We start from the raw sequence: 19,714 nt of genomic DNA on the forward strand, positions 1-19,714 counted from the left end.
ATTCTATGTCTTCATTCAAGTCACTGATGACCAACATTTATCTGGTGAGACGAATTTTTAAAGCATGCGGGTACATCCCGAACCGAACTTTAATTAGCAAGATTTTCAAGGATCTCTCGTGCTTACAGCGTATAGCTGCTTAGCACATTATTGAATTATTAACGAACTATTGATAATATAAATACCGATAAAAGAAAATAGTATCTGATAAAATCGGAGACCAACTGTCCCCTAAGGGTGTATTCCCTTATAGCACTCCTGGCATTTGCTTGTTCCAGCAAAAATATGTTAGCGCAAACAAATTCTGACGTCCTCTACTAAGGAATGAGCGACAAAGAACTTAATTTACTAACCATCATCAATTTAGAATTATGGGTAGATTTATCATCAAGCTCGTGCGCTTGATTCTGAAGTATGGGCGATTCAGCCTTGTTTGCGTGGTCATTCAATTGAATGGCAACAGCAAGTATATTGAGTATATGAACAACGATTTTAAGGAGGAGAAGCCATGCTTGGAGAAGGAAGAACCATAAACGTAACGGGCAATGCCTGTTATATAGAGTATGTGGAGAATTGCTATGTGAATGGTATCGCCAAAAAGAAGAACGATGACGATCCTGCGGCACGTATGTCGGATGAACTGAAGGGAGAGAGGGGACTGGCAGTCTTGAAAAATCTGCAGAAACATGGGCTGCTCGATGAGGACTTCTACCTCTGGGACTGTCCAACTCTGAGTCTGCGGTCCTTGCCTATCAGATAGCCATAACGCTGGGTATCAATGAGATGTGGAAGGTGTTCTCTGATCTCTGGAATATTACTCCCAATGCCCTGAGAGCTGCTTATAACAGAGGAATGGAGCAGAAGAAGACGATGAAATTCCTGGATGAAATAACCCCTTTACTGAACGATAGTACTAGTACGCGTACATAGTACGTACTAGGTAAGTATAAAAAAATCACCGTACCTTTGCACCCGTAATCAGACAAGTAAAGTCTGGTTGCGGGCGTTTTTTGTTTATAGGAATCCGGTACCGTTCCTGAAACTGAAATTTGGCGAATATCTCGCAGTCCAACCCTTTAACATGATATATTGATATGTTAGGAAAAGCTTATGTGTTTTATCATCCGCAGTATGGCGGATTGAGAGTGGTGAACAACGACGAGGGGTTGTTCTTTTGCATTGAGGACCTGGTGGCCATCACCGATATCGGCAGAGATACATTGTTCCCGGTATTAGCCGACACGGAGGGGGAAGTGGTCGAAATGTGTGTGGAAGAGCAAACAAAAAAGGTACCGAAGGATTTTAAACAACGTTTGTTCTTCGGTGAATTCTTTGGCCATGCTGACAAGGTGAACCGAAATTGTAGATTAGCATGGAGAAATATGATATTCGTAGATTCTCAGGTGGTGAAAGATATGACGATAGGCTGTTCGAAAGATCCTGAGCGTAAGTTGTTTTACAAGTGGGTCAAGGATTATATCCAGCCTGTGATGGAGGACGAGGATAGATGTTGGCGTCATGAATGTGTCATGATGAAAAGAATCTGTTATGACCCTCTAGAAAAGCCGATTGACATCCGATATGCTGCCGACGGCCTGTATATCAACGGTATGAGAATCAACTGACATTATTCATCTTATAAATAAGTTATTACAATCATGAAACAAGCAGCAAAGAAACAGCTCCTCAACGCCCAGAAGGTGGACGGAGCCATCATCAGTGAGGAAAACGGTACCATCGCCTTCCGCAAGGCGCCATGGAACGATGCCGAGGTTATCTGCGAACAGCCTAAGGTGATACCGGGCAGAATGGTATGCTCTGGCGAGAAGGGAGGCGATGAGTTCGACTTCAAACCTTACGAGCGTACGGGCGAGAAAATCTTCGAGGAAATTTTCAAGACCAACCACGCCGTGGTGCGCACCACCAAGCGCACGGTGCAGGTGAACTATACCTTCAGCCGAGACCTGGACAAGCAGGACATGCTGCGTTACCTCAAGGCAGAGCACAAGGAGCTGGTTGCCGGATTCAAGGAGGCGGACATCAAGGGGTAATGTATCATTCAATATTTTGAAAAAATGGAACATATTATAGCATATAATCCGTACAAGAATGGCAATAAGGGGAGCGTAAGCTCCCAGCCACTCTCGGTCTATGACAAGACCATCGCTTATCCCTGGATGGCAGACCTGGTAGCTGCCATCCGTGGGGGTAACGACGAACTGAAGAAGCAGCTGCCTTTCCGCTGCGCTCACTACTACCAGTTCCGGGACAACAGACGCTCGCAGAAGAACGCCGTGCCCGAAAGCTTTCTCTTTCAGACCACCATCGATGTGGACGATAAGAAATATGTGGACAAGGCGATAGAGAAGGCACGTGAACTGAACTGCAGCGACACCATCTGGAAGGGCGCCCTGCTGCACCTGGAGTACTCTGCCCGCAAGAAGCTGCACATCAACATCCGCATGCCCGTGGGCATGACTATCGAGGAGACGCAGCGAGCCTATTGCGAGGCGCTGGGCGTGCCCTACGACGAGAGCTGCATCACGCCTGAGCGCATGCTCTTCGTCACCGACAAGGAGTCAGAAATCTATCGCTCGCCCCATTGGTACGAGGTGCTGCCACAGGAAGAGCTGAAGAAGCGCAGACAAGCCTACCTGGACCGTGGGCTTACCATCGACGGCAGAAACCCAAACGGCTCTGACAGCCATCACGCAGTTTCTGTTGGCTCTGCTATTCAGCCTGCCCAACCTTGTGATAGCAATGCTGCTCATGCTGCTCATCTCAGCCCTGCTGGAACTCCTCAGGATGCTGTCGCAGTGGCAACCGGCAAGAACCTCGCAGCCTTCGACCTCTTCCGCAATGCGGCTGGACTGAAGGACGTAGATATCAACTCCCAAGGCTCGCGCCACTCATCGCTCCTGGCGATTATGAGCGCAGGCGCATCGAGAGTGATGCCCGAAGAGGAACTGAAGGCGGTGGTGGCGCAGAAGATGCCTGCCTTCTCGCAGGAACGTGACTGCCAGCAGCTCATTCACGACTTCTATGCGAAATATGGAGACAGTTCGAAGCCGATGTCGCAAGCCGTGATCCGCATCAATGCCCAGGCAGAGAAGTCCTCCCAGAAGGATGACGTATCGTTCAAGACCATGAGTTCCGAGGACGGCACGGATTCCAATGCGGAAGATGATAAAATCGCTCCGCCTCCGATGCCCGAACATCTCCCAAAACTCGTGGAGCTGCTGCTATCGAAGACCCCGGACATCTACAAGCCTGCCGTGGCTCACGCCATCTTCCCGCCACTTGCCACACACCTCTGCAAAACCACCTTTAAATATATTGACAATGTGGAGCACGAGGCTACCCTGATGTGCTGTCTGCTGGCGGGCACGGGCGCAGGCAAGAACTGTGTGCAGATGCCTATCAACATGATTATGGAGGACATCAGAAAGCGCGACCGTGAGAACCTGAACCGGGAGAAGGAATGGAAAGACGAGGTGACCCGCAAGGGCGCCAACAAGGATAAGCGCAAGCGTCCGGAAAACCTCATCATCCAGGAGATAGACGCCGATATGACCAATCCGGCATTCGTGATGCGTACGGCTGAGGCTCAGGGGCATTTCCTCTATACATCGCTCAACGAGATAGACCAGTTCGACGCCCTCAAGGGGCAGGGCAACCAGCAGTTCAAGATCATGTGCCTTGCCTTTGACCCTGGCAACCAATATGGTCAGACGCGCGTGGGCACATCGAGCGTCACCGAGCGCATCACCATCCGGTTCAACTGGAATGCATCGACCACCATCCAGCTGGGGCAGCGATATTTCTCCAAGGTGCTCACCGACGGACCTATCAGCCGCATCAACTTCTGTACCATCCCGGAGCGTGAAATCGGTGCCGAAATGCCAGTTTACGGCGAATACGACGATGCCTTCAGAGAAGCACTCAAACCGTACATAGAGAATCTGTGCAAGGCATCGGGTAGGATAGACTGCGCTGAGGCTTTCGCCCTGGCAGAAAAGTTGAAGGAAGAGAACGCCGACTTTTCGCGCATGTCGCAAAACAGGGTGTTCGAGAATCTCTCCTTCCGTGGCAACGTAATAGCCTTCCTCAAGGCTTGCGTGCTGTACGTGGCAAACGGCTGCAAATGGGAACCCGAAATAGAAGAGTTCATCAGATGGAGCGAGAGCTACGACCTATGGTGCAAGATGATTTTCTTTGGCGCAGGCATAGCAAGGCTAATGAGGTAGGAGAGAAATCGAACAAGCGAGGACCTACCAACCTGCTGCAGCAATTGCCCGACAACTTCTCCTACACGCAGGCTGAGATGGTGCGCCTGCAGAACGACTTCGGCAAGAAGGGCACGGCGATGATGCTGAGAAACTGGGTGAACCGCCATTACATCGAGAAAATTCCTCCGAAGGGAGCAAATGCCGACGGAGCTGACGGAAAGCAAGGCGGGAAGGTATTCAGTATTCAGTTATTCAGTTTTAAGAAGCTATTATATCGTTCCGACGGACTCGACCTGAGAGGTTTCAATGTTTAATAGTTTCAAAAAAACTTAACAATTAATATTCAGACAAATGGAAATAGTATTAAAGCGTATAGCTAAAAGAGGAACTTATACCATAGGCAGACTCTATCTGCTGGCCGATGCGAGTGTAAAGCGTAACTCGCTGCCTGGCAAGAAGATAGACGACAAGAGAAGATTGGTTCATACCTTTGACAGCCAGCTGCTGTCCAAGGATACATATCTCTGCGATACCATGGAGCCTACATGGCGCAATCTGTTGGGTATCAAGCTAAAGCCAAAGGAAGTGGATGCCCGCTATAGCCGCAAGAGCGGCGTGAAGGCACGTAAGGTACCTGGTCATACGGCCATTCCTGAGGGATCATATCCCGTGGTCATATCGTATTCGCCAAGATTCAAGCGTTGGCTTCCATTGCTGCTGGGCGTGCCGAATTTCGAGGGCATCCGCATCCATGCAGGCAATTATCCTGACGACACGCAAGGCTGCATCCTCGTTGGGGAGAACAAGTTCGAGGGCATGGTGGTGGACTCCCGCATCTGGCTGCAGCGGCTCATCAACGCCATGACAGCGGCTCGCGACCGAGGTGAAAGTATCTGGATAACCATCCAATAGGATAGGGAGTCATAACTTTTACCATAAAACAGATAGGGAACGCACTGCGTTCCCTATTTATACTTATATTACTTTCCGATGCCATGGATATTGCTAATGTTATTATAACAATAGTGATGACCACACATGGAAGGAAAATCCAAAGTAGTACTTTTCTTCTACTCGATTAGTTCATATTCTATGATTTCAGCAGCTTGATTTCTTCCTGGCTTAATCCCGTCATTTCCATGATAGTGGTATCATCCAATCCTTTAGACAACATTTTCTTTGCAATTTCCTGGGCTTTTTGGTAGCTGCCTTTTGCTTCACCCTGGGCTAGGCCTTTAGCTAGACCTTTAGCTTCACCTTCCTCCATTCCCTCCTCATATCTGTCTTTCAGGAGGGTCTTCTCTGTTCTTACTGTATCCCAGAATTTATCATAGGTACGGAGCTCAGTATCTGTGAAGGAGGTTACCTTGAGCTCTTCCAGCGCCTTGCTTATCTCGGGACACTCCAACAGGTCAGCAGGAACCTCTCTTGTATTGGAGTTAATCTCCGTGAGGAAGCGGAGCCATAATACGCTCATTCGCTTTTCAAGGAAAGTATGAGGTGTAAACTTCGGCAATTCAATAAAGGTGAAGTGCAGACCTTCTATCACTTTCTTCGTGTCTCTGTCGTGAACGATGCGGTAATTGTGGATGAAGCAATCGGGCATATCTTTCTCGAATATTTCATTCACGAGGTTCAGGGAATACACGGGCTTCAATATACTATAATCTTCATTTTTCTGGAGTTGCGTTACATAAAGCTTGGAAGCATTGAAGAGTACTCGCTGCATAAAAGCATTGCTCCATTCCATCTGCATTTCAACACAGAACTTCCTGCCGGAAACATCCTGGCACAGTACATCTACGATCGTGTTTTTCCGTCCATAAAGTTCTGGTACAAGCTCTGTCGGCAAATATTTAATCTCCACTATCTGCTCCTCATCGGAAAGGGGCAGGAGGGAGTTGAGCAAACTGATGAGCAGATCAGGATGCTTTGCAAATATTTTCTTGAAGGTCAAATCTGCCTTCGGATCTAGATACATCATATTTTCTTCTCCTTATCATTTTATCCTTATTTGTTCCGAGATATTCGGCTTTCTTCTAAGTCTGCTGCAAAGTTAATACTTTTATTTTTATAATACAAGAAAAATAAGGGTAAATTCTCTCTTTCTTGTATTCTTAGTCATAAAAACTCCGATGGATCTGTAATACCGATAGGAGGGTGCGTTTCTGGCGGGACCGTCTAGCGGTAGATGTGGACGAGGGACAGAGGGTAGGTTAATGACTTACCCTTTATTTTTGTATTGGAAATCTTAGTTTGAGATATAGAAATACTGCAAAATTGTAGGGAAAGTTTTGTTTTCTCAAATATTATGTATATCTTTGCGGTGTAAAAGTTATATTTAATATGGAAGAAAATAATAATTTAGGAGAATTTTCAAATTTTATGCTTTACTCTTCTGGTGAGAGTAAGGTAAGTGTTCAAGTGTTGATAGACAAACAACACAATACAATTTGGGCTACTCAGAAGAGTATAGCTGAATTATTTGATGTTAATAAGTCTTCAGTGAGCAGGCATATATCAAACATCTATAAGGAAGGTGAATTAAATAAAGATATGACGGTTGCAAAAATTGCAACTGTCGTAAACAGAGGTGTAAGAGGCTCTGTTACAGAGAATATTGATTACTACAATTTAGATGTTATTATAAGTGTAGGTTATCGCATTAGCAACTATAAGGCTACTCAATTCCGTATTTGGGCAACAAAGGTATTGAAAGAGTACATGGTTAAGGGCTTTGCGCTTGATGATGAGAGACTTAAACAAGGTCAAGGTATCTTTGGCAAGGACTTCTTTAAAGAATTGTTGGAGCGTATCAGAGAGATACGTGCTTCTGAAAGAATGTTCTATGAGAAGATTACTGATATATTCCGCGATTGTAGTGAAGACTACGATCCTAAGTCACCTATATCTCGAAAGTTCTATTCTGCTATGCAGAATAAGTTTCATTATGCAATACACCAACATACTGCATCTGAAATTATTAGAGAACGTGCTGATTCTACAAAACCACACATGGGGCTTACAAGTTGGAAACATCAAAAGACAGGCGGAAAGGTCTACAAGTCTGATGCTATCATAGCGAAGAACTACTTGCAAGAAGGCGAAATTACAGCTCTCAATAAGTTGGTAAATATGTTCCTTGATTATGCAGAACGTATGGCAGAGAAAAGAACTGGCTCTTACAAAATGGAGGATTGGGCAAAACGTTTGGATATGTTTCTTAACTTCAACGAATACCCTATCTTGGAAAACTCTGGTAAGGTAAGCCGTGAAGTAGCAAAGCGTTTTGCAGAGACAGAATATAGTAAATTCCGTGTTATACAAGATAGAGAATATAAGTCAGACTTTAACAAGCTAATTGATGCAAGTATTAATGGCTTACCAAAAGAAGATATAGACAAGGATAAGAAAAAGGATAATAATGATGAGAATAATGATAAAAATGAAGATAAGAAAAATCCTCCAGAATAATATATAACTTTTACAAAGAAAGAGGATGTAAAGAAGGGAGTGTTGTTTAGCACTCCCTTTTCTTTTACTCATTAACCTTCCAGTAGATTTTACCCCACATTCTTACAAAAGCATAAGGTTTTACTCGCTTAGGAAGGTTAGATACATACTTTTCGACCATTCGGGTTTCACTAGGCGAAAAATCGCCATACATTACAAAAATTGACATGATATTTATCTTTTTTAATTATGCACTCCACTATTAGAATGCAATGCAAAGATAATCAATGTTTGCCGTTTTAAAATTTGGATTATACAATGTCTCCCAAGTACCAAGAAATTCAATGGGTAGAACGAATTCTTATCCAATTCTTGATAATATAAGTTGATAACATTTTTATAAGCAGTTGATAACATATTAGTAACCCACTTCGATTTAACATTTCTAAAGAAAAGCCGAACGAACTATGTATCAGCTTATTGTAGAGATTGCCACGTAAATGATCCTACGACACGTCTATATTCCGATGTTATCAATCTGTTATCAGCCAATAAATGCAAAAACGGACATAACTACCTAATCAATAGGAAGTTATATCCGTTCAGCTTCTAGAAATTTAAGCTGTGATTATGCCTTATTTTCTTAATTTGGTACACCCTTAGGGATTCGAACCCTAGACCCACTGATTAAGAGTCAGTTGCTCTACCAACTGAGCTAAGGGTGCAACACTTAATTACCTGAATGATAATCTTTTCATCTTGTAAAAGTGATTCCGCAAGGATTCAAACCTTGAACCTCTTGATCCGTAGTCAAGTGCTCTATTCAGTTGAGCTACGGAACCATTTTCTAGATTACTTTTATTGTACACCCTTAGGGATTCGAACCCTAGACCCACTGATTAAGAGTCAGTTGCTCTACCAACTGAGCTAAGGGTGCAACAATCTGTATTGCTTGCAAACTCAATAGAAGTGATTCCGCAAGGATTCAAACCTTGAACCTCTTGATCCGTAGTCAAGTGCTCTATTCAGTTGAGCTACGGAACCATTTTCTTTAGCTTTTTCAAGTTGTACACCCTTAGGGATTCGAACCCTAGACCCACTGATTAAGAGTCAGTTGCTCTACCAACTGAGCTAAGGGTGCATCTTCTTGATAGCCTCATTTCTGAATTGCGAGTGCAAAGGTACTACAAATATTTGATTCCACCAAATTTTTCTGCAGTTTTTTTCAATTTTCTGCAATTTTTTTCTTGTAGAAGGTTCCCAACGTATGCTTTACACCCCGCTGATTGATGCTGCAAAGACGATAGGTTCCACTGCTTAACCTACTGATATCTATCAGATTGTGTTCGCTCACAAGGTGCTCCACAGCCGTACCTTGCAGGGTTTCGACCAGAAAGACGTTTGTATCCAACTTTTTGGCGATTTCCGGCAAATGTACGTTTTTAGCATCACAGCGCAACATCCTGGCGGCACCCCAGGCGGTCAACTTTTTGCTGAAATCCCGACTGTTTTCCTGGGTAGCGCCACTTTCTATGCCATATCCGTCCATTGAAGTAACGGCAAAATAGAGCGGCTGGTCGTCATCTTCCGACTTCAAGAGCAGTTCGTTGCCCAGATGTCGAGCCGCAATGAGGTTTCTGGCATCTGTAACATCCACGGGATAATTTCTGCTCGCATATACATTATTATATATATAGGGAGTAGGAATCGCAGAACCATCGGTATATTCTGACGGATTATTCCATGAAATCTGAACATTTCCCTTTTCGCTTCTTACGCTGAGAGCCTGTGGCTGCTGTGGCTGTCGGTTGCTTGCCCAGGTCATCGGAGGTACGAGCGATGGATATTCGTTGAATCTCTCTGTGAAATCGAGGATGCCCTGCTTGTTATCCAACAGGAACTTGTTTCGGAAGAAGCAGTATCCCATTCCCATGCTGCGGGTGAGGTACATTTCGGGTGTCACGTCATCAATCTTCCATTTTCCTTCTTTCGGGTCGAGGAAGTAGATGCCGAGTCCAGGCACCACGATCTTGCCGTGGCTCTGCTCCTGCCAGTCGATGGCGAAAGGATAGAAGTTCTCGCCACGGAAGTACATCATCGGGAAGAGTTCGTCCATCAGTCCGTCGCGCAGCCATCCCTGTGCATCCTGGCAAACCTTGGTGTTGGCATTCCATCCGTGACTCCAGTAACGGCTCAGGTCATCGTATTTGCCCACCGGCGAGCAGCTCATCTTGACCCAAGGCTTTTCCGACTTCACTGCGTTGTGGATCTTCTCCACGATGCGGGTGATGTAGTTTCTTCCCTGGTCACGGCTCACTTTGATTTTCCAGGTTTCCGGGTATCGGATATAGTCGAGGTGGATGCCATCCACATGATATCGGTGGGTAATCTCGCGGCAGATTCCGGCAAGGTAATCACCGGTGCGGCTGTCTTCCGGATTCATATATCCATCGGCACCTATCTTTCTGATGAGTCCCGGGAATTTCTTCCGGAGGCTCTTGCATCCCAGTGCCTCCCATTTACCTACAGGGATGGTAACCACCCAGGCGTGGAGCTCCATGCCGCGCTTGTGGCATTCGTCGATGGCAAACTGCAGGGCATCGTAGCCCGGTGTCTTTCCCGGGAATCCCGAGAGGCATCCATCCCAAGGTTCGTAATCGGAAGGATAGATCATGGTGCCACGGATGCGGGTCTGGATGAGTACGGTGTTGATCTTTGCCTGCTGCAGGCGGTCGAGAATCTGACAGAGTTCCTGCTGCTGCTTCTTGGCCGAGTAGGGCGACTGGGAGTAGGAGTGAGGCCAGTCGATTCCGCCGATGGTGGTGAGCCATACGGCTCTTACCTCGTGCTTGGGCGCCAGACTGTTGTATATGATGCTGGCCCCCGGCAGTATCTGCTTCTTTTCAGGAATATTGCGAGCCTGTGCAGGTAAAATACTGCCTAAAAACATTAAAAATGTATATAATTTCTTCATATTCTTTCAATTTGGCAACAAAGATACGGATAATTTTTCGTATTTCAAATAAAAATGTTACTTTTGCGGTGCAATTCGTATGAAAAAGTGCGATTAGGCTCAAAAAGAAGAGAGAATTCAAAAAAACAATAAAAGAAAATGGTCAGTTTCATCATTAGTTTGGCAGCCCTGGTATTGGGCTACTTCCTTTATGGAAAATTTGTGGCGCATGTATTCGGTCCTGACGACCGTCCTACGCCAGCAGTGGCAAAAGCCGACGGAGTTGACTTTATGGTGCTGCCTAGTTGGAAAATCTTTATGATTCAGTTCCTGAATATTGCCGGTACTGGACCGATTTTTGGAGCCATCATGGGTGCCTGGTATGGACCGGTGGCTTATCTGTGGATTGTGTTTGGCTGCATCTTTGCCGGTGCCATGCACGATTATATGAGTGGTATGCTCAGTATCCGCCATGATGGTGCCGGACTGCCGGAGCTGGTGGGCAAGTATCTGGGCGGCAACACCAAGAAGGTGATGCTCGTGTTCTCAGTACTGCTGCTGATGATGGTGGGTGCCGTGTTTGTATATAGTCCTGCCATTATTCTAGGTGGCATCTGCAGTTCTGGCTCGTTTGTGGGAGGTAAGATGTTCTGGATTATCCTCATCTTCATCTACTACATCATCGCCACGCTTCTGCCTATCGACAAGATTATCGGAAAGATATATCCTCTCTTTGCCTTTTCGCTGCTTTTCATGGCAGGTGCGCTGATGATAGGACTGTTCATCAAGTGGCCAGCCTTGCCTGAGTTGTGGAGCAATCTGGCTTCCTGCAATCTCAACGAGAATCCGGCGTGGCTGGGTACGGAACCGTTCGTCCAGAAGAGTCCTATCTTCCCATGTCTCTTCATTACCATCGCCTGTGGAGCCATCAGTGGCTTCCATGCTACCCAGAGCCCGTTGATGGCTCGCTGCATGAAGAGTGAGAAGCTGGGCCGCCCTGTATTCTATGGTGCGATGATTACCGAGGGAGTGGTAGCGCTGATATGGGCTACGGTTTCCATGTACTTCTTCTATTATGGAGGATGGCGTGAATGCGTGAGTCCAGAGGTGGCTCAGCAGTTCATCGCTCAGGTGGATGGCGGAAAGTCGCTCATTCAGAACTTTGATGCTCCTACCGTGGTGAAGATAGTCTGCTCCAGCTGGTTGGGTGTGGCTGGTGGAGTGCTTGCCCTGCTGGGAGTAGTGGCTGCGCCTATCACCAGTGGCGATACGGCTCTGCGCAGTGCCCGACTCATCATAGCCGAGGCTATCGGACTGGAACAGCGTGCAATGCGTCGCCGTCTCTATATCTGCGTACCTCTGTTTGCCGTTACGATGGGCATCCTGGTGTGGCAGATGGAGAATCCTGATGGATTCAATGTCATCTGGCAATACTTCGGATGGGCTAACCAGACGCTGGCGGTCTTCACACTCTGGACTTTGACCGTGTATCTGGTACAGCGCAAGAAGCCGTTCATCATCACCCTGGTGCCAGCCTTACTGATGACGGTGGTATGTTCTACCTTCCTGCTTCTCTCGCCGATGGCTCTGGCATTGAGCGAGCCGGTGGCTTATACGGGTAGTGTCATCGTCCTGGTGGTAGCGCTGGTCTGGTTCTTTGCCTGGTACAAGCAGAATATGAAAATTAATAATAGCAACACATAAAAATTACGTATGAAAAAAATAGTTTTGGCAGCAGCAGCTCTTCTGGTAAGTTTGGGGGCTAATGCTCAGTTTGAAAGTGGAAAGCAGTATTGCGGCGCGTCGCTCACGGGTCTCAATCTCAGTTATAATGGCAGTCAGGACTTGAACTTCGGTGTTCAGGCAAAGGCAGGTTATTTTGTAGAAGATGACTGGATGCTTCTGGGTCATGTCGAATATACTCATTCGGGTCAGGATGGCGTGAAGGATTACTTTTCTGCCGGAGCTCAGGCAGATATTATATCGAGCAGAATGGATTGTATCTCGGCTTTGGTGCAAGGTGGCTCATTCGGGCAGCTACAATGACTTCATGCCGGGTGTGGAGGTAGGCTATGCCTACTTTGTCAGCAAGCAGGTAACCATTGAACCAGCTATCTACTATGATCAGAGCTTCAAGAAGCATACTGATTATTCTACAATAGGTTTCAAGGTGGGAATCGGTATTTATCTCTAGTGTGATGGTGCAGCAATATTCTTCTGCATTATTGGAAAAGGCAGTGGGGGAGTTTTCCAAGCTGCCGGGTATAGGGCGCAAGACAGCTTTGCGCCTTGTGCTTTTTATGCTCCGTAGGGAGGATGGGGATGTGGATCAGTTTGTGGATGCCATCGCCCGGATGAAGCGCGAGGTGAAGTACTGTCGTGTGTGCCATAATATCAGTGATACCGAGGTGTGTCCCATCTGTTCCGATCCCCGACGCGATGCCTCTATCATCTGCGTGGTGGAGAATGTGCAGGATGTGCTGGCAGTGGAGAATACCCAGCAGTTTCATGGATTGTATCATGTGCTGGGTGGTATCATCTCGCCGATGGATGGTGTTGGACCTGCCGACCTGGAGATTGATTCTCTGGTGCAGCGTGTGGCTGCGGGAGGAGTAAAGGAGGTGATTCTTGCCCTGAGCAGTACGATGGAGGGTGATACCACCAATTTCTATATCTCGCGCAAGCTTGCCGATTATCCCGTGAAGCTCTCTGTCATAGCCCGAGGCATCTCCGTGGGAGATGAACTGGAATATACTGATGAAGTGACACTGGGTAGAAGTATCCTGAACAGAACACCATTTAATCAATAGAAATAAATGAATATCAAACAAGTACAACGAATATTGATGACCAACTTCCTCTTTATGCTGTTGGTGGCTTTTCTGCTGGTGGTTCTCTATGAAACGGAGATACTGACCGCCAATGATATCGCTGCCAACCAGACGATGATGTTCGGCATCCTGGTAGTGATGGAGCTTACCACCATCCTGGTGATTCCGATGGCGCTGAAGCTGTTTAGTCTGAAGGTAATCCGTCGCAAACTGTTGGCAGAAAAGGGCGATGCTCTGCTTTTCTGGGGCACTACCCGCATCAACATGCTCTGTCTGCCAATGCTCATCAATACCTTTATGTATTATCAGACCATGTCGCCTGCATTCGGCTATATGGCAATCATCCTTGTGCTCTGTCTTTTCTTCGTTTATCCATCTATAGGCAGATGTATCGAGGAAACCAGTGAGGAAGGTGAATAAGAGGTAGTTTTATAGTTAACAGTTAATAGTTAAGATAGACATTGAAACTCTCGGTTATCATAGTAAGCTATAACGTGAAGTATTATCTCGACCAATGCATCCGCTCGGTGCTCCGTGCCTTCGAAGTGATGCAGGGGGATGATGCTTCATCTTCTTCATCTTCCTCCGGAAAGAAGGATGTGGCAGAAATCATCGTGGTGGATAATCATTCTTCCGATGGATCGCTGGAGTATCTGAAGCGCCGCTATCCCCGTGAAGCATATCCGATGGTGCGGTTTGTGGGCTGTAACCACAATCTGGGTTTTGCCCGAGCTAACAATATCGCCATCCGTCAGAGCGAGGCGGAGTATGTACTCCTTCTGAATCCTGATACCATCGTGGGCGAGCAGGTACTCAGCGAATGCATCCGCTTTATGGATGCCCATCCCGATGCGGGAGCGGCAGGTGTGAGGATGCTGAATGCGGATGGCAGATGGGCGAGGGAGAGCAGGAGAGGATTGCCTACACCGATGGTTTCCTTCTTCAAGATGCTGGGATTCTGCAACCGATTGCCCAAACATCCACTGTTCGGACGCTATTATATGGGATTCCTGCCATGGGATCAGCCGAACCGGATAGAGGTGGTGAGTGGCGCTTTCTGCATGTTGCGCCGTAAAGCCCTAGATCGGGTGGGACTGTTGGATGAGGATTTCTTCATGTATGGAGAGGATATCGATCTTTCCTATCGCATATTGAAGGGCGGCTATCATAACTATTTTCTGCCTTTGGATATCCTGCATTATAAGGGAGAGAGCACGCAGAAATCCAGTTTCCGCTATGTACATGTCTTCTATGAGGCGATGCTCATCTTCTTCCGCAAGCATTATGCGGGTATGTCGCTACTCTTGAGTCTTCCTATCCGGACTGCCATCTATGCCAGTGCTTCCGTAGCGCTGGTCAGGATGCTGATGGCGAGAATGAGAAAGAGTTTGGGGTTCTTTACGCCTTCTGTGGTGGATGAATCGGAGTATCTGCTGTTTGATGCCGACAAGATGAGTTACGGTGAAATTCTGCATCAGCTTTCGCTCCGGGCGGATGAGCCTGACAAGCTGGCTATCTATACCCAGGAGATAGGGAAGGTGATAACGGAAGGGGATGTGATGGATATGGATGAAATGCATAATATATATAAGGTACGAGCGTACATTATATAATATGCGCTCATATAATTGGTAGATTAGGACGTATAATAGGAAAATATTTATTTTGGAGGAAGATGGAAGATAAGAAGATTCATTTAAGGGCTTTGGAACCGGAAGATCTGGATTTTCTCTATGAAATGGAGAATGATGAAAGTCTCTGGGAGATGGGGTGCACCAATGTGCCGTACTCCCGACAGGTGTTGCTCGACTATATTACTACAGCAACGGCAGATATCTATACCGATAAACAGGTTCGCCTGATTGTGGAAAATGAGCAGCAGGAAGCTGTGGGCATCATCGATCTGATGAATTTCGACCCGCGGAATCAGCGTGCAGAGCTGGGAATTGTTATCAAAAAGGAACATCAGCATCAGGGCTTGGCACAGTTGGCTATCCGTCTTTTGATGCAGTATGCATCAAATGTGCTGCATTTGCATCAGATTTATGCCATTGTGGCGGAAAGTAACCAAAATGCAGTGAAAATGCTTGAAGTAGTTGGCTTTCAAGGTGATAAATTACTGAAAGGATGGCTGAAGAAGGGCAGAGGATATGAGGACGCATATTTTTTTCAATCTTTTTTGTAAGAAAATAGCGGAAAAATTTGGTGGATTCAAAAAAATGTAGTACCTTTGCACTCGCAAATGAGAAATGCGCTATAAGCGGTTAAGTTAATATCTTAATTTGGTGCGTTAGTTCAGTTGGTTAGAATGCCTGCCTGTCACGCAGGAGGTCACGAGTTCGAGTCTCGTACGCACCGCTGAAACCTTCGGGAAGTGATTCTCGAAGGTTTTTGTTTTTTATACCCTCTGGTCTTCTCCAGTCTTCACTCTTAGTTTTTCACTCTCCACTCTTCATTCTTAGTTTTTCACCCTTCGTTTTTCACCCTTCAGTTTCTTTCTGTATGTTATTTCTTTGTTAAGTTATGAAAATAATTTTGTTATTTCCTTAAATTACTGTACCTTTGCAACGTAAATAAAGATATAAGAGAAAAAATGATTATCATCATCACAATTCTAGCATACTTCTGCGTACTGTTGCTCTTCAGCCACATCACTGCACGACGTACCAGTAGCAATGAAACTTTCTATAGGGCGAACAGACGTTCGCCATGGTATATGGTGGCTTTCGGAATGGTGGGCGCCTCTATTTCGGGCATCACCTTCGTGAGTGTGCCGGGTATGGTGATGAAGACTGATATGACCTATCTGCAGATGTGCATCGGCTTTATCCTGGGCTACTTCCTGGTAGGTTTTCTCCTGCTGCCTATCTACTATCGGTATAATCTCACCACCATCTACAGCTATCTGCAGCAGCGGTTGGGCGAACGTTCCTACAAGACGGGTGCTTCGTTCTTTCTGTTGTCGAAGATGACGGGAGCGGCAGTCCGCTTTTTCGTGGTCTGCATTCTGTTACAGCGGTTCGTGCTCGATGGAGTGGGAGTTCCGTTCTGGGTGACGGTACCTATGATGGTGATGCTCATCTGGCTCTATACCCGCAAGGGTGGCATCAAGACGCTGGTGTGGACGGATTCCTTCCAGACAACCTGCATGTTTGCTGCGCTCATCCTGATTATCTATCATGTGGTGGCAGCCTTGGGAATGACGCCATCTGAGGCTATCACGGCAATCGTCCACGACAGTCATTCGCGCATCTTCGTCTTTGACGACTGGATGTCGAAGCAGAATTTCTGGAAACAGTTCCTGAGCGGCGTGTTCGTGGTAATCGTGATGACGGGATTAGATCAGGATATGATGCAGAAGAATCTTACCTGCAAGTCGCTTCGTGAGGCTCAGAAGGATGTCTGTACCTATGGTTTCGCCTTTGTGCCTGCCAATCTGCTTTTCCTGAGTCTGGGTGTGTTGCTGATGATGCTGGCACAGAAGCAGGGCGTAGCGCTGCCGCAGGCTCCGGATGATCTGTTGCCGATGTTCGCAGCTTCGGGAGTGATGGGAACCCTGGTAGTGGTACTGTTTACCATCGGCATCGTGGCGGCGAGCTTTTCGAGTGCCGATTCAGCATTGACCGCGATTACTACGAGTCTGTGCGTGGATATTCTGGGCAAGAAGGATGATGTGAAGCTTCGCAAGCGTATGCATCTGCTGGTGGCTTTCGTCTTCATGCTCTTCATCATCGCTTTCAAGGCGATTAATTCCACGAGCGTGATAGATGCCATCTACATCCTCTGCTCTTATACTTACGGTCCGCTGCTGGGCTTGTTTGCCTTCAGTCTGCTCACCAAGCGTCAGGTAAACGACCGCTGGTCGCCATGGGTCTGCCTCGCCAGTCCGCTCATCTGCTTCGCCATCGATACCTTACCTCGCAGTTTACGGGTTATAAGTTCGGCTATGAGCTTCTGATGCTGAATGGTGCCCTGACATTTGCAGGTCTCACCCTTATAAAAAAAGAAACAGTTAAATACAAACAATAATGAAAACAAAAGTATTATTCGCAGCATTGTTGCTCAGTGCAACAACAGCTTTTGCCCAGCAGGAGAAGTTGGGTTCCGGTATTGACAAGGCCAATATGGACTTGACTATCAAGCCGGGTAATGATTTCTATCGCTATGCCGCAGGCAACTGGATGAAGAATCATCCACTCGACGCCGAGCATACCGACAATGGTGCTTTCACCGACCTCTTTGAGCAGAACCAGAAGCGCATCCAGGACATCATCCTTGAGTATGCATCCAAGCCACAGCAGAAGGGTTCACTCGGACAGAAGATCGGTTCGCTCTACAACCTCCGTATGGACAGCGTTCGCCTGAACAAGGAGGGATGGGCACCTATCAAGCCAACTCTTGACCGCATTGCAGCCATCAAGGACCGCAGAGAGTATCAGCTCGTTACCGCTCAGCTCGATTTCCGTGGCGAGAGTACCATGATGTATGGCATCGGTGTGGGCGCCGACCTTCGTGATGCCGCTAACAACCTCGTTGAGGTAGGACAGAGTGGTCTTGGTCTTGGTGTACGCGATTACTATGTAAACGATGACGAGCAGACCAAGAAGATTCGTGATGCATACAAGGCTTATATGAAGAAACTCTTCCAGATGGTAGGCAACGACGAGGCTACCGCCCAGAAGAAGATGGAGGCAGTGATGGCTATAGAGACCCGCATCGCTAAGGCAAGCTATAGTCAGGTACAGCTCCGCGACATCGACAAGAACTATCACAAGATGACCTACAACCAGCTCGTGCTCGATTATCCTGGTATCGACTGGGGCAATGTGTTCCTGGCATCCGGTTTTCCTGCTTTCAAGGAAATTTGCGTGGGTCAGCCTGAACCAATCCACGAGGTTGAGAAGATTCTCGCAGAGACCTCTCTGGATGATCTGAAGACATACGCAGAGATCAAGGTGATTTCTGGTGCAACCAGCGTATTGAGCGATGATTTCCGTGCCGTATCCTTTGAGTTGAGCAAGGTAATGAGCGGTGTTCAGCAGGACCGTCCTCGCTGGAAGCGTGCCGTAAGTACCGTGAGCGGCGTGTTGGGTGAGGCTATCGGAAAGATTTATGTAGAGAAGTACTTCCCGGAGAGCAGCAAGAAGCGTATGCTCGAATTGGTTCACAATCTCCAGACCGCCCTTGCACAGCGTATCGACGAGGCTACCTGGATGAGTGCTGCTACCAAGGCACAGGCTAAGGACAAGCTGGAAAACTTCATCATCAAGATTGGTTATCCTGACAAGTGGAAGGATTATAGCGGATTGCAGGTAGATGACAGCCTCTCTCTCTACGAGAATATGGCCAATATCTCTGAGTTCTTTACCAAGGATGCCATCGCCCGCAAGGTGAACAAGCCGGTAGATAAGACTGAGTGGGGAATGACTCCTCAGACTATCAATGCTTATTATAACCCAACTACCAACGAGATCTGCTTCCCTGCAGCTATTCTCCAGCCTCCATTCTTCGACCCGACAGCCGATGATGCGATGAACTATGGTGGTATCGGTGGTGTAATCGGTCATGAGATGAGTCATGGCTTTGACGATCAGGGCAGCCAGTTTGACAAGACCGGTAATCAGCACAACTGGTGGACTGCTGCTGACAAGAAGAACTTCGAGTCTCGCACCAAGATCCTGGTTGACCATTTCAACAAGATTGAGTTGGCTGGCAAGAAGGTAAACGGCCAGATGACCCTGGGTGAGAACATCGGTGACAATGGTGGTTTGAACATCGCTTTCCGTGCACTTCAGAATGTGATGAAGACAGAGAAGTTGGGTGTGAAGGATGGATTTACTCCAGAACAGCGCTTCTTCTTGGCATGGGCACGTGTATGGGCAGGCAATGCCCGTCCTGAGTACCTGCAGTATCTGATGACCGTGGATGTTCACTCTCCAAACGAGGCTCGTGTGAACGGTGCCCTCCCAATGGTGGATTCATGGTATAAGGCATTCAACATCAAGAAGGGCGACAAGCTCTTTGTTCCTAAGAACAAGCGTGCACATATCTGGTAAAAACATGTGGGGTAAGGCATCCCCACACGCCCTGAAAGGGCAGAAGCTCCTAGGGGGGTGCCATAAGTCACATCCAATACGCCCTGAAAGGGCAAAAGCTCCTAGCCCAGGGCATCGCCTGGGTTAGATCCAGCAACAACAAAGTCGCCCTGAAAGGGGCAAAAGCTTTCTATTTTCAAAGCTTTTGCCCTT

14 protein-coding genes, 6 tRNA genes and 3 pseudogenes are annotated in these 19,714 nt (G+C 47.1%); 16 read left to right on the top strand and 7 right to left on the bottom strand.

Going from position 1 to position 19,714, the window contains the following annotated elements; all coding sequences use genetic code 11:
- The first annotated feature begins 371 nt into the window (after positions 1-371).
- The 6 genes and pseudogenes from DW830_RS15905 (at position 372) to DW830_RS12940 (ending at position 5,141) form a co-directional block, all read left to right on the top strand.
- The gene (locus DW830_RS15905; protein WP_153097475.1) at positions 372-533 is read left to right on the top strand and encodes a hypothetical protein; all 162 of its coding nucleotides are present in this window, start codon (positions 372-374) and stop codon (positions 531-533) included.
- Positions 509-760, top strand: coding sequence for a hypothetical protein (locus DW830_RS12920; RefSeq protein WP_119250190.1), 252 nt, complete (start codon positions 509-511; stop codon positions 758-760). The genes DW830_RS15905 and DW830_RS12920 overlap by 25 nt, the downstream gene beginning before the upstream one ends.
- A gap of 334 nt (positions 761-1,094) precedes the next feature.
- A complete protein-coding gene (locus DW830_RS12925) occupies positions 1,095-1,625 on the top strand; it encodes a hypothetical protein (protein WP_119250191.1) in 531 nt (176 codons plus the stop codon).
- A gap of 33 nt (positions 1,626-1,658) precedes the next feature.
- Positions 1,659-2,051 (top strand): hypothetical protein, encoded by a 393-nt coding sequence (locus DW830_RS12930; RefSeq protein ID WP_119250192.1) that lies wholly within the window; start codon positions 1,659-1,661, stop codon positions 2,049-2,051.
- Between the two features lie 24 nt (positions 2,052-2,075).
- Positions 2,076-4,543: pseudogene (locus DW830_RS12935) on the top strand (hypothetical protein).
- A gap of 37 nt (positions 4,544-4,580) precedes the next feature.
- Positions 4,581-5,141 (top strand): DUF5675 family protein, encoded by a 561-nt coding sequence (locus tag DW830_RS12940; RefSeq protein ID WP_119250193.1) that lies wholly within the window; start codon positions 4,581-4,583, stop codon positions 5,139-5,141.
- A 178-nt stretch (positions 5,142-5,319) separates the two neighbouring features.
- On the opposite strand, the gene DW830_RS12945 is transcribed toward DW830_RS12940, so the two are convergent.
- Positions 5,320-6,213, bottom strand: a complete 894-nt coding sequence (locus DW830_RS12945; RefSeq protein WP_119250194.1) for an Rpn family recombination-promoting nuclease/putative transposase — start codon at positions 6,211-6,213, stop codon at positions 5,320-5,322.
- Positions 6,214-6,575: 362 nt separating this feature from the next.
- On the opposite strand from DW830_RS12945, the gene DW830_RS12950 reads away from it, so the two are divergent.
- A complete protein-coding gene (locus tag DW830_RS12950) occupies positions 6,576-7,703 on the top strand; it encodes a virulence RhuM family protein (RefSeq protein ID WP_119250195.1) in 1,128 nt (375 codons plus the stop codon).
- A gap of 628 nt (positions 7,704-8,331) precedes the next feature.
- Here the strand turns inward: DW830_RS12950 and DW830_RS12960 are convergent.
- The 6 genes from DW830_RS12960 to DW830_RS12985 all read right to left on the bottom strand — a co-directional run bounded on the left by DW830_RS12960 (position 8,332) and on the right by DW830_RS12985 (position 10,656).
- Positions 8,332-8,407: transfer RNA gene (locus DW830_RS12960), tRNA-Lys, on the bottom strand.
- Between the two features lie 43 nt (positions 8,408-8,450).
- Positions 8,451-8,524, bottom strand: a tRNA-Arg gene (locus tag DW830_RS12965).
- Between the two features lie 22 nt (positions 8,525-8,546).
- A tRNA-Lys gene (locus DW830_RS12970) sits at positions 8,547-8,619 on the bottom strand.
- A 33-nt stretch (positions 8,620-8,652) separates the two neighbouring features.
- Positions 8,653-8,726 (bottom strand) — tRNA-Arg (locus DW830_RS12975).
- Between the two features lie 24 nt (positions 8,727-8,750).
- Positions 8,751-8,823 (bottom strand) — tRNA-Lys (locus DW830_RS12980).
- 84 nt (positions 8,824-8,907) lie between these two features.
- On the bottom strand, positions 8,908-10,656 hold the full coding sequence (locus tag DW830_RS12985; RefSeq protein ID WP_119250196.1) for a glycoside hydrolase family 10 protein: 1,749 nt from the start codon (positions 10,654-10,656) through the stop codon (positions 8,908-8,910).
- A 138-nt stretch (positions 10,657-10,794) separates the two neighbouring features.
- Here DW830_RS12985 and DW830_RS12990 point away from each other — a divergent pair, with 138 nt between their 5' ends.
- The 9 genes and pseudogenes from DW830_RS12990 (at position 10,795) to DW830_RS13030 (ending at position 19,522) form a co-directional block, all read left to right on the top strand.
- Positions 10,795-12,339, top strand: a complete 1,545-nt coding sequence (locus DW830_RS12990) for a carbon starvation protein A (protein WP_119250197.1) — start codon at positions 10,795-10,797, stop codon at positions 12,337-12,339.
- Positions 12,340-12,348: 9 nt separating this feature from the next.
- Positions 12,349-12,829, top strand: a pseudogene (locus tag DW830_RS12995) (hypothetical protein).
- A gap of 4 nt (positions 12,830-12,833) precedes the next feature.
- Entirely contained in the window at positions 12,834-13,445 is a 612-nt protein-coding gene (gene recR, locus DW830_RS13000) for a recombination mediator RecR (protein ID WP_119250198.1), read from the top strand.
- Positions 13,446-13,451: 6 nt separating this feature from the next.
- Positions 13,452-13,886 carry a hypothetical protein gene (locus DW830_RS13005; RefSeq protein ID WP_147487271.1) on the top strand — a complete coding sequence of 145 codons (435 nt, stop codon included), beginning with the start codon at positions 13,452-13,454 and terminating at the stop codon, positions 13,884-13,886.
- Between the two features lie 41 nt (positions 13,887-13,927).
- The gene (locus tag DW830_RS13010) at positions 13,928-15,079 is read left to right on the top strand and encodes a glycosyltransferase family 2 protein (protein ID WP_119250200.1); all 1,152 of its coding nucleotides are present in this window, start codon (positions 13,928-13,930) and stop codon (positions 15,077-15,079) included.
- Between the two features lie 62 nt (positions 15,080-15,141).
- The gene (locus tag DW830_RS13015; RefSeq protein WP_119250201.1) at positions 15,142-15,651 is read left to right on the top strand and encodes a GNAT family N-acetyltransferase; all 510 of its coding nucleotides are present in this window, start codon (positions 15,142-15,144) and stop codon (positions 15,649-15,651) included.
- Positions 15,652-15,750: 99 nt separating this feature from the next.
- Positions 15,751-15,824 (top strand) — tRNA-Asp (locus DW830_RS13020).
- 235 nt (positions 15,825-16,059) lie between these two features.
- Positions 16,060-17,495: pseudogene (locus tag DW830_RS13025) on the top strand (sodium:solute symporter).
- On the top strand, positions 17,495-19,522 hold the full coding sequence (locus DW830_RS13030) for a M13 family metallopeptidase (protein ID WP_119250202.1): 2,028 nt from the start codon (positions 17,495-17,497) through the stop codon (positions 19,520-19,522). Before DW830_RS13025 ends, DW830_RS13030 begins: the two are co-directional and overlap by 1 nt.
- Positions 19,523-19,714: the final 192 nt, after the last annotated feature.

Origin of the sequence: Prevotella sp. AM34-19LB (assembly GCF_003468525.1) — a bacterium.
Lineage (GTDB): Bacteria > Bacteroidota > Bacteroidia > Bacteroidales > Bacteroidaceae > Prevotella.

Bases quoted from the DNA above. Each gene is read 5' to 3' on its own strand.
- DW830_RS15905 (WP_153097475.1), top strand. From the start codon at position 372: ATGGGTAGATTTATCATCAAGCTCGTGCGCTTGATTCTGAAGTATGGG.
- DW830_RS12920 (WP_119250190.1), top strand. From the start codon at position 509: ATGCTTGGAGAAGGAAGAACCATAAACGTAACGGGCAATGCCTGTTAT.
- DW830_RS12925 (WP_119250191.1), top strand. From the start codon at position 1,095: ATGTTAGGAAAAGCTTATGTGTTTTATCATCCGCAGTATGGCGGATTG.
- DW830_RS12930 (WP_119250192.1), top strand. From the start codon at position 1,659: ATGAAACAAGCAGCAAAGAAACAGCTCCTCAACGCCCAGAAGGTGGAC.
- DW830_RS12940 (WP_119250193.1), top strand. From the start codon at position 4,581: ATGGAAATAGTATTAAAGCGTATAGCTAAAAGAGGAACTTATACCATA.
- DW830_RS12945 (WP_119250194.1), bottom strand. From the start codon at position 6,213: ATGATGTATCTAGATCCGAAGGCAGATTTGACCTTCAAGAAAATATTT.
- DW830_RS12950 (WP_119250195.1), top strand. From the start codon at position 6,576: ATGGAAGAAAATAATAATTTAGGAGAATTTTCAAATTTTATGCTTTAC.
- DW830_RS12985 (WP_119250196.1), bottom strand. From the start codon at position 10,656: ATGAAGAAATTATATACATTTTTAATGTTTTTAGGCAGTATTTTACCT.
- DW830_RS12990 (WP_119250197.1), top strand. From the start codon at position 10,795: ATGGTCAGTTTCATCATTAGTTTGGCAGCCCTGGTATTGGGCTACTTC.
- recR (WP_119250198.1), top strand. From the start codon at position 12,834: ATGGTGCAGCAATATTCTTCTGCATTATTGGAAAAGGCAGTGGGGGAG.
- DW830_RS13005 (WP_147487271.1), top strand. From the start codon at position 13,452: ATGAATATCAAACAAGTACAACGAATATTGATGACCAACTTCCTCTTT.
- DW830_RS13015 (WP_119250201.1), top strand. From the start codon at position 15,142: ATGGAAGATAAGAAGATTCATTTAAGGGCTTTGGAACCGGAAGATCTG.
- DW830_RS13030 (WP_119250202.1), top strand. From the start codon at position 17,495: ATGAAAACAAAAGTATTATTCGCAGCATTGTTGCTCAGTGCAACAACA.